Below are 7381 nucleotides of genomic sequence, written 5' to 3' on the forward strand. Positions count from 1 at the left end.
GTTCGGCAAGCGCGCGGTTGCAAATCTCGGCGATGTTCGCGCTGCTCGCCGCGAAACCACTCGACATGCCGTCGAGCTGCCGCTGAACCGCCTGCGTCACCGATTCGTGCAGCGCGGCGCTCTCGCGCGCGAGACCCGTCATCGTCGCCGCCACGACCGGCTGCAATGCCTCGCCTGCGGCGCGCGCACTGCCGCTCACGCTGTCCTTCAGTGACTGCTCGATTACGCCGGCGAGCCGCAGATACGCGGCTTCGGTGCGACTGTAAAACGCGTCGAGCGTTGCGATCTGCCGTTGATTGGACGCGCTGCTCTGCTGCTCGATTGCGCCCATCATCGTTTGCAAACGGTCGACCAGCAGCGGCATCGCTTCGGCCTGGCGTTGCAGCAGCCGGAAGCTTTCGTCGCGCTGATGGCTCTGCGAATAAACGCGCAATGTCGACGCGATCTTCATATCGAGCTGTTGCGCGGCTTCGAAACGTTCACGGCGACACAGCGCGGACAGCAGCCCGAGCATCGCCGAGGTCGCGACACCCGCGATCGACGTGCCGAACGCGAATCCGAGCCCTTTGACCGGCGCCGCGAGCGACGCGCGGATCGCCTGCAGATCGCTCGCGCTTTCCAATGCGAGCCCGGTGCCGCGCAGCGTCATGACCATGCCGAGCAGCGTGCCGAGCATCCCGAGCAACACGAGCAGTCCGACCAGGTACGGCGTCAACGCGGGCCCCGGCAACGCGACGCGTTCGCCTTCGATACGCAGACGCACCGCGTTGCGCAGGCTCGGATGCAAGGGTTCGACAAACGCCGCGACGCTCGGCGGCGGCGCGGATAGCGCGGCGAGCGCGCGCGTCAAGGTGGCGGTGGCCTCGCTGTAGCGGCGCAATTCGAGCGCGCCCGCCACGTAGAACACGCCGATCAGCAGCGTGACCGCAAGCGCGAGCGGGTTCGAGACGGCGTAGCCGGCGGCGATCCAGCACGCCGCGGCCAGCCCCGCGAAAAACACAACGAAGTCGATACGATATCTGGACATGGGGTCCCAGTTAGCAGGCGTGAAGAGCCGCGAGGAGCCCTTCGACCGGTTGAAAACGAACATCCAGTTCGGCGAGCAGGACGCTTTGCATGTCCTTGCGGAATACGTCGAGCCACGCCGCGTCAGGCGTAGCCGGCGCGGCGTGGCCGGAGGGCACGGCTGCGCTCCCGGCGGTGCGTGTTTCGATTCGTGCGCGGGCATCAGCGTCGGGCTCGGCTTCGGCGTCGGCCTCGGTGGCCCCTCGCTGGGCGGCCTCGCGCAGCCGCGTGAAATGCCCGCTCAACAGGCCCGGCACGGCGGCCAGCAAAGTGCGCTCGCGCTCGGCGAGCGCGCGCTCCATCACCGCATCCACGAGCGCGAGCCTGGCAAGCGCCGGCGTTCGCGCGGCCAGCAGCGCGCGCAAGCGTCCGCGCAACGTGCCAATCGCCGTTTCCATCGATTGCTGAAGCGCCAGATAGCGCTGGCGGAACACCGTGTAGTCGGTCGCCGTATCGACAGCGACGCGCGGCGCGGACATGTGGCCAGCGCCGCGGCGCCGTGCGGCGGCGAGGACGTTGTCGCCGGTAATCGCGCTGACGAGCGAGCGGCGCACGCGCGCGCATTCGTCGTCATCGGACTGACCGAACGACCGTGCGCCAGCGGCGACGGCCGGCGGCTTGCCGTTCAGCGCCGACGACAGTGCAATCGCGTCGGTCCACCCGAGCCATTGACTCAGCCGGTCCGACAGCGATTGCCGCGATTCGGCGGCGTCGACATCCGCGAGACGGGTCAGTAAACGAACGAGCGCGGGCCCGCTGAGGGCGCGGCGCGAAGGGGCTTGCGACATACCACCGGAAGCAAAAAACTCAGCAGTTTACACGCTGCTGCCCGCAAGGCCGAAGTCCGCCAGTTCGACGTGTGGTCAGCAACGCTGTTTCGGCCACACAGAGCGCTTTTTTCGCCAATGGATAAGCCCGCTCATCCCTTATAAGATGAAAGCTCGCTCCGATCCGCCTCCACCCAACGTGCGGGCCGCAACGCCGGAGCGTCAGACGCGGTGACCACACATATACAGGGCGGGCTGCATGAAATTCGATACCGTGGTGCTCGGCGCCGGCATCGTCGGCGTTTGCGTAGCCGTGCACCTTCAGCAACGCGGGCGCGCCGTCGCGCTGATCGACCGCAAGCTGCCCGGCAATGAAACTTCGTTCGGCAACGCCGGATTGATCCAGCGCGAAGGCGTCTATCCGTACGCGTTTCCGCGCGGGCTCGGCACCTTGCTGCGCTATGCGCGCAACCAGTCGCCCGAGGTTCGCTACCACGCCGACGCGATGCTCGAAGCCGCGCCGTTCCTGTGGCGTTACTGGCGCAATTCTCATCCCGCGAAGCACGCGGAAATCGCGAAGTCCTACGCAACGCTGATCGAGCACTGCGTGACCGAACACCGCGCGCTAGCCGCCGCGGCCGGCGCGAGTGAACTGCTGCGTCCGATCGGCTGGATCAAGGTTTTTCGCAGCCACGCGGCGAGGGAGGCCGAAATCCGGCTCGCCGAGCAATGGCAGCGCGAATATGGCGTCGAGTTCGAAGCGCTCGACGCGCCGCGCCTGCAACAACTCGAACCCGACCTGGACAAACGTCTGCAAGGCGGTCTGCGCTATCCGCAAGCCGATTCGGTCAGCGATCCGAACGCACTCGTCACCGCGTACGCGAGATATTTCGAAGCGCTCGGCGGACGCTTTTTTATCGGCGATGCGGCGACACTGCGCGACGGCTGGCAGGCCGACACGCAGGACGGAGCGGTCATGGCCGGCTCGGTGGTGGTCGCACTCGGGCCGTGGTCGGATCGCGTGGTCACGCAGCTCGGCTACCGGCTGCCGCTCGCGGTGAAGCGCGGATATCACATGCACTACGCGCCGCGCCGGACTGAGCGGCTCAATCATCCGGTGCTCGATGTCGAACACGGTTACGTGCTCGCACCGATGGCACGGGGTATCCGGCTGACCACGGGCGCGGAAATCGCGCGTCCCGACGCAGATAAGACCCCCGTGCAACTCGATGCGGTCGAGCCCATCGCGCGAACCCTGTTCCCGCTCGGTGAGCGTCTCGACAGCGAACCGTGGATGGGCCGCCGCCCCTGCACGCCGGACATGATGCCGATCATCGGTCCCGCACCGAATCATCAGGGCTTGTGGTTCGCGTTCGGTCATGCGCATCACGGCCTGACGCTCGGCCCGGTCACCGGCCGGCTGATCGCCGAAATGATGACCGGCGAGAAGACGCTCGTCGATCCGCGGCCGTTCCGGGTCGAGCGGTTCTAGTCTCGGCTCGTCGAACGCAATCCAATTTTCTCTAAACGCCCTCTTTTGCCGGGTTCGCCCGCCTTTTTTGCCATGCCGCGGTCGATCTCCGTTCGACTTTCATCCCCTTGCATGACTTTTTATTGAGAACGCTTCTCAATAACGAAGCACTTGCTTAGAATCCACCCGAAACCATTTTGTAATAAACATGGAATGCTCGGGTAAGGAAAGCGGCACCTGCCCCGGCTTCCTCAACCAGACGGGGGATGAACATGAAGTTGCGGTCCGACGATCCGAAGCTCGGCAAAATCAGCACGACACTGTGCGGTGTACTGGCTGCCGGCCCCGCCCTCGCGCAGGGCACGCCGGCCGTCGAGCCGCCTGAGCGCGAAGGACAGCTCGCGCCGATCGCCGTGCAGGGCCAGTCGGACGATGGCTTCAAAACCGATCATTCCGCGTCGGTCAAGTTCACCGCGCCGCTCGTCGATACGCCGAAGTCGGTCACGGTGATTCCGCAGGAGCTGATTCGCAGCACCGGCGCTGCAACGCTGACCGAGGCACTGCGCACCGTGCCCGGCATCACGTTTGGCGCTGGCGAAGGCGGCAACCCGCTCGGCGACCGGCCGTTCATTCGCGGCTACGACGCGCAGGGCAGCACGTTCGTCGACGGCATGCGCGATATCGGCGCGACCACGCGCGAAGTGTTCAACATCGACAGCATCGAAGTGACCAAGGGTTCGGACGGCGCGTTCGGCGGCCGCGGCGGCGCGGGCGGCAGCATCGACCTGATCACGAAGACACCGCATCTGGGCACGTCGGCCGACGGCAGTATCGGCGTCGGCACCGACCGCTACCGCCGCTTCACCGCCGACGGCAACTGGCAGATGGCCGATCATGCGGCCTTCCGGTTGAACCTGATGAGCCACAACAACGATGTGCCCGGCCGCGACGCGGTCAACAACGAACGCTGGGGCATCGCGCCGTCGTTCACCTATGGCCTCGGCACGCCGACGCGCGTCACCGCGAGCTACTACCACCTCGCGACCGACGATCTCCCCGACAGCGGCATCCCCTACTTCTACACGACGACCAACAGGCCGGCCGGCGTCGATACGATCTATCCGGCGCCGGTGGATCGCCACAACTTCTACGGGCTGATCGACCGCGATTTCCGCAAGACGACGTCGGACATCGGCACGCTTCGTATCGAACACGACGTCAACAGCGATCTGACGATCCGCAACACGACGCGCTATACCAAGGCGACCCAGGACTACATCTGGACCCAGCCCGACGACAGCCAGGGCAATGTCGTCAACGGCATGGTGTGGCGCCGCGCGAATACCCGTGCGAGCGATGTGTATAGCCTCGCGAATCAAACCGAACTGTTCGGCGAGTTCAAGACCGGCTTCCTGAAGCACAGCTTCACGACCGGCATCGAGCTGTCGCGCGAGACCAGCGTCAACGACGCGTACACGGTGGCGGCCGCGACCGGCGCGATCTGCCGGACCAATGGCATCGGCGCGTCGTCGGGCTACAACTGCACGAGCCTGTGGACGCCGAATCCGAACGACCCGTGGGCCGGTTCGATCAAACGGAACAACGATCCGAGCGAGCAGCGCACCACGACGAAATCGATCTACGCGTTCGATACGATCGAGTTCACGAAGCGCTGGCAGGCGAACGTCGGACTGCGCGTCGACGATTACTCGACCGATCTGCGCAACACGGTCGCCAACGGCGCCACGCGCGTGTCACGCGACGATACGCTGTTCAACTACCAGCTCGGCCTCGTGTTCAAGCCGGCTTCGAACGGCAGCGTGTATGCGTCGATCGCGACATCGTCGACGCCGGCCGGCGCGATGCTCGGCCAGGGCAGCGAGTCGCAGTCGCTAACGCCGGGCCGTAACGGCGTCGGCCTGAACGCCGCCCAGTTGTCGCCGGAAAAGAACCGCAGCATCGAATTGGGCAGCAAGTGGAACGTGCTGAACAACACGCTGTCGTTGACCGGCGCGCTGTTCCAGATCGACACGACCAATGCACGCGTCACGCTGCCGGACAACCAGTACGCGATGGTCGGCAACAAGCGCGTGCAAGGCTTCGAATTCGGCGTGGCCGGGCAGCTGACCCGTAACTGGCAGGTATTCGGCGGTTATACGTATCTGAAGAGCGAGTTGCGCAACAACGGCAAGACCACGTCGGATAACGGCCATCAATTCCCGAATACGCCAAAGAACAGCGTCAGCCTGTGGACCAATTACGACGTGCTGCCGAAGTTCACGATCGGCGGCGGCGCGTTCTATATGTCGCAGGTCTATGGCGATACGGCGAATCTGCGCGCGGTGCCCTCTTACTGGCGCTTCGATGGGATGGCGACGTATCGCGTGAACAAGCACGTCGATCTGCAACTGAATGTGCAGAACATTTTCAACCGCACCTATTACGACCAGGCGTATGCGTCGCACTACGCTTCGATTGCGCCGGGACGCTCCGCGTTCGTCACGCTCAACGCGCACTACTGATGTCTCGCGCGGTGTCGGAGGTTTCGCTAAAGGCGCTTGCGAACGTGTCGCGCGACGAGTTCGCCGCGATCCTCGCCGGCCCGCCCGAACGGGCCGCGGCGTGGGTCGCGGCGGCCGCGCGCAATGGCATCGTCGACGCGCAGGCGGTATATGGGCAGTATCTGCTCGACGGCCACGGCGTCGAGGGCAACCTCGACGAAGCGTTCGTCTGGTTCAGGCACGCGGCGCGGCGCGATCATCCGATGGCGATGAACATGCTGGGACGCTGCTACGAACATGGCTGGGGCACGGCGGCGTGCGCGCCGGTCGCCGTCTACTGGTACCGGCTCGCAGCGCGGGCCGGGCTCGACTGGGGCATGTACAACTATGCGTCGGCGCTCGCGCTCGGCAATGGCATCGAATGCGATCGCGAGCAAGCATTGGGGTGGTTCCGGCGTGCCGCGGAACTCGGTCACGCGAAATCGTGGAACTTCGTCGGCAGCTTTTACGAAGACGGCTGGGTCGTCGATGCCAACGTCGATATCGCGCGCGACTATTACCGCCGCGCGGCCGAAGGCGGCGATTTTCGCGGCCAGTTCAACTACGCGCGGCTGCTCGCGCAGCGTGGCGACATCGACGAAGCGATGCAGTGGTTGCAGCGGGTGCCGCGCACGGCGACCGCTGCCTTCATCACGAAGATGCGCGACTGGCTGGCCGATTCTCCGGTGAACGCGTTTCGCGCGCTGGAGCAGAATTTTGCCGCGAGCGTGAATGCCAGTGCGAGTGCGCAAGAACGCCGCGCCGCGATCAACTTCATTCGAGAAATACGCCGATGATGCTGCATCTGCCTGCGGTGCTCAGCAAACAGCAGGTTGCGCAATGCCGCGAAGTACTCGACGCCGCCCAATGGGTCGACGGCAATACGAACTCCAGCGCACAGTCGGCGCAGGCCACGCGCAACCAGCAACTGCCCGAAGGCTCGACGGCCGCCCGCGCGATCGGCGATGCGATTCAGGACGCGCTCGGCCGCAACGCGCGCTTCTTTTCCGCCGCATTGCCGCTAAAAGTATTCCCGCCGCTGTTTAACCGCTATTCACGTGGCGACGGTGTCGGCACGCATGTCGACAACGCGATGCGCCAGTTGCGCGGCACGAATTTCCGCATTCGCAGCGACCTGTCGGCGACGTTATTCCTCGCCGAGCCCGATACCTATGACGGTGGCGAACTCTGCATCGAAGACACCTACGGAATGCATCGCGCGAAACTGCCGGCCGGCGATCTGGTGCTGTACCCGGCGTCGAGTCCGCATCGTCTAAGCCCGGTCACGCGTGGCGTACGGGTCGCGTCTTTCTTCTGGATCGAGAGCATGGTGCGCGATGATGGCCGGCGCGCAACGCTGTTTCAACTCGACCACGACGTACAGACGCTGTCGGCGCAAAGGGGCTTGAACGACGCGACGGTCGTGAGCCTCACCGGCATCTATCACAATCTTCTGCGCCGCTGGGCCGACGCATAACCCGCTTCAGCGAACGTGCGCAATAACCACGCCACGGAGCACGAACTCCGCGGCGTTTTCG

Annotated in this window: 5 protein-coding genes and 1 pseudogene; 4 read left to right on the top strand and 2 right to left on the bottom strand. The window is 65.0% G+C overall.

Features of this window, described 5'->3' with window-relative positions:
* Both VGH68_RS09840 and VGH68_RS09845 read right to left on the bottom strand, forming a co-directional pair.
* Positions 1 to 1027, bottom strand: a pseudogene (locus tag VGH68_RS09840) (DUF802 domain-containing protein); the annotation flags it as partial.
* Positions 1028 to 1037: 10 nt separating this feature from the next.
* The gene (locus VGH68_RS09845) at positions 1038 to 1853 is read right to left on the bottom strand and encodes a DUF3348 domain-containing protein (RefSeq protein WP_331603404.1); all 816 of its coding nucleotides are present in this window, start codon (positions 1851 to 1853) and stop codon (positions 1038 to 1040) included.
* A gap of 238 nt (positions 1854 to 2091) precedes the next feature.
* Between VGH68_RS09845 and VGH68_RS09850 the strand changes: the two genes are divergently transcribed.
* From VGH68_RS09850 to VGH68_RS09865, 4 genes are all read left to right on the top strand, one after another.
* Positions 2092 to 3324: an FAD-binding oxidoreductase gene (locus tag VGH68_RS09850; protein WP_331603405.1), complete on the top strand. Its 1233-nt coding sequence runs from the start codon at positions 2092 to 2094 to the stop codon at positions 3322 to 3324.
* Positions 3325 to 3575: 251 nt separating this feature from the next.
* The gene (locus VGH68_RS09855; protein ID WP_331603407.1) at positions 3576 to 5825 is read left to right on the top strand and encodes a TonB-dependent siderophore receptor; all 2250 of its coding nucleotides are present in this window, start codon (positions 3576 to 3578) and stop codon (positions 5823 to 5825) included.
* An 11-nt stretch (positions 5826 to 5836) separates the two neighbouring features.
* Entirely contained in the window at positions 5837 to 6640 is an 804-nt protein-coding gene (locus VGH68_RS09860; RefSeq protein ID WP_331603408.1) for a tetratricopeptide repeat protein, read from the top strand.
* Positions 6637 to 7320: a Fe2+-dependent dioxygenase gene (locus VGH68_RS09865; RefSeq protein ID WP_331603406.1), complete on the top strand. Its 684-nt coding sequence runs from the start codon at positions 6637 to 6639 to the stop codon at positions 7318 to 7320. The genes VGH68_RS09860 and VGH68_RS09865 overlap by 4 nt, the downstream gene beginning before the upstream one ends.
* The last annotated feature ends 61 nt before the right edge of the window (positions 7321 to 7381 follow it).

Source organism: Paraburkholderia sp. (genome assembly GCF_036488505.1).
Lineage (GTDB): Bacteria > Pseudomonadota > Gammaproteobacteria > Burkholderiales > Burkholderiaceae > Paraburkholderia.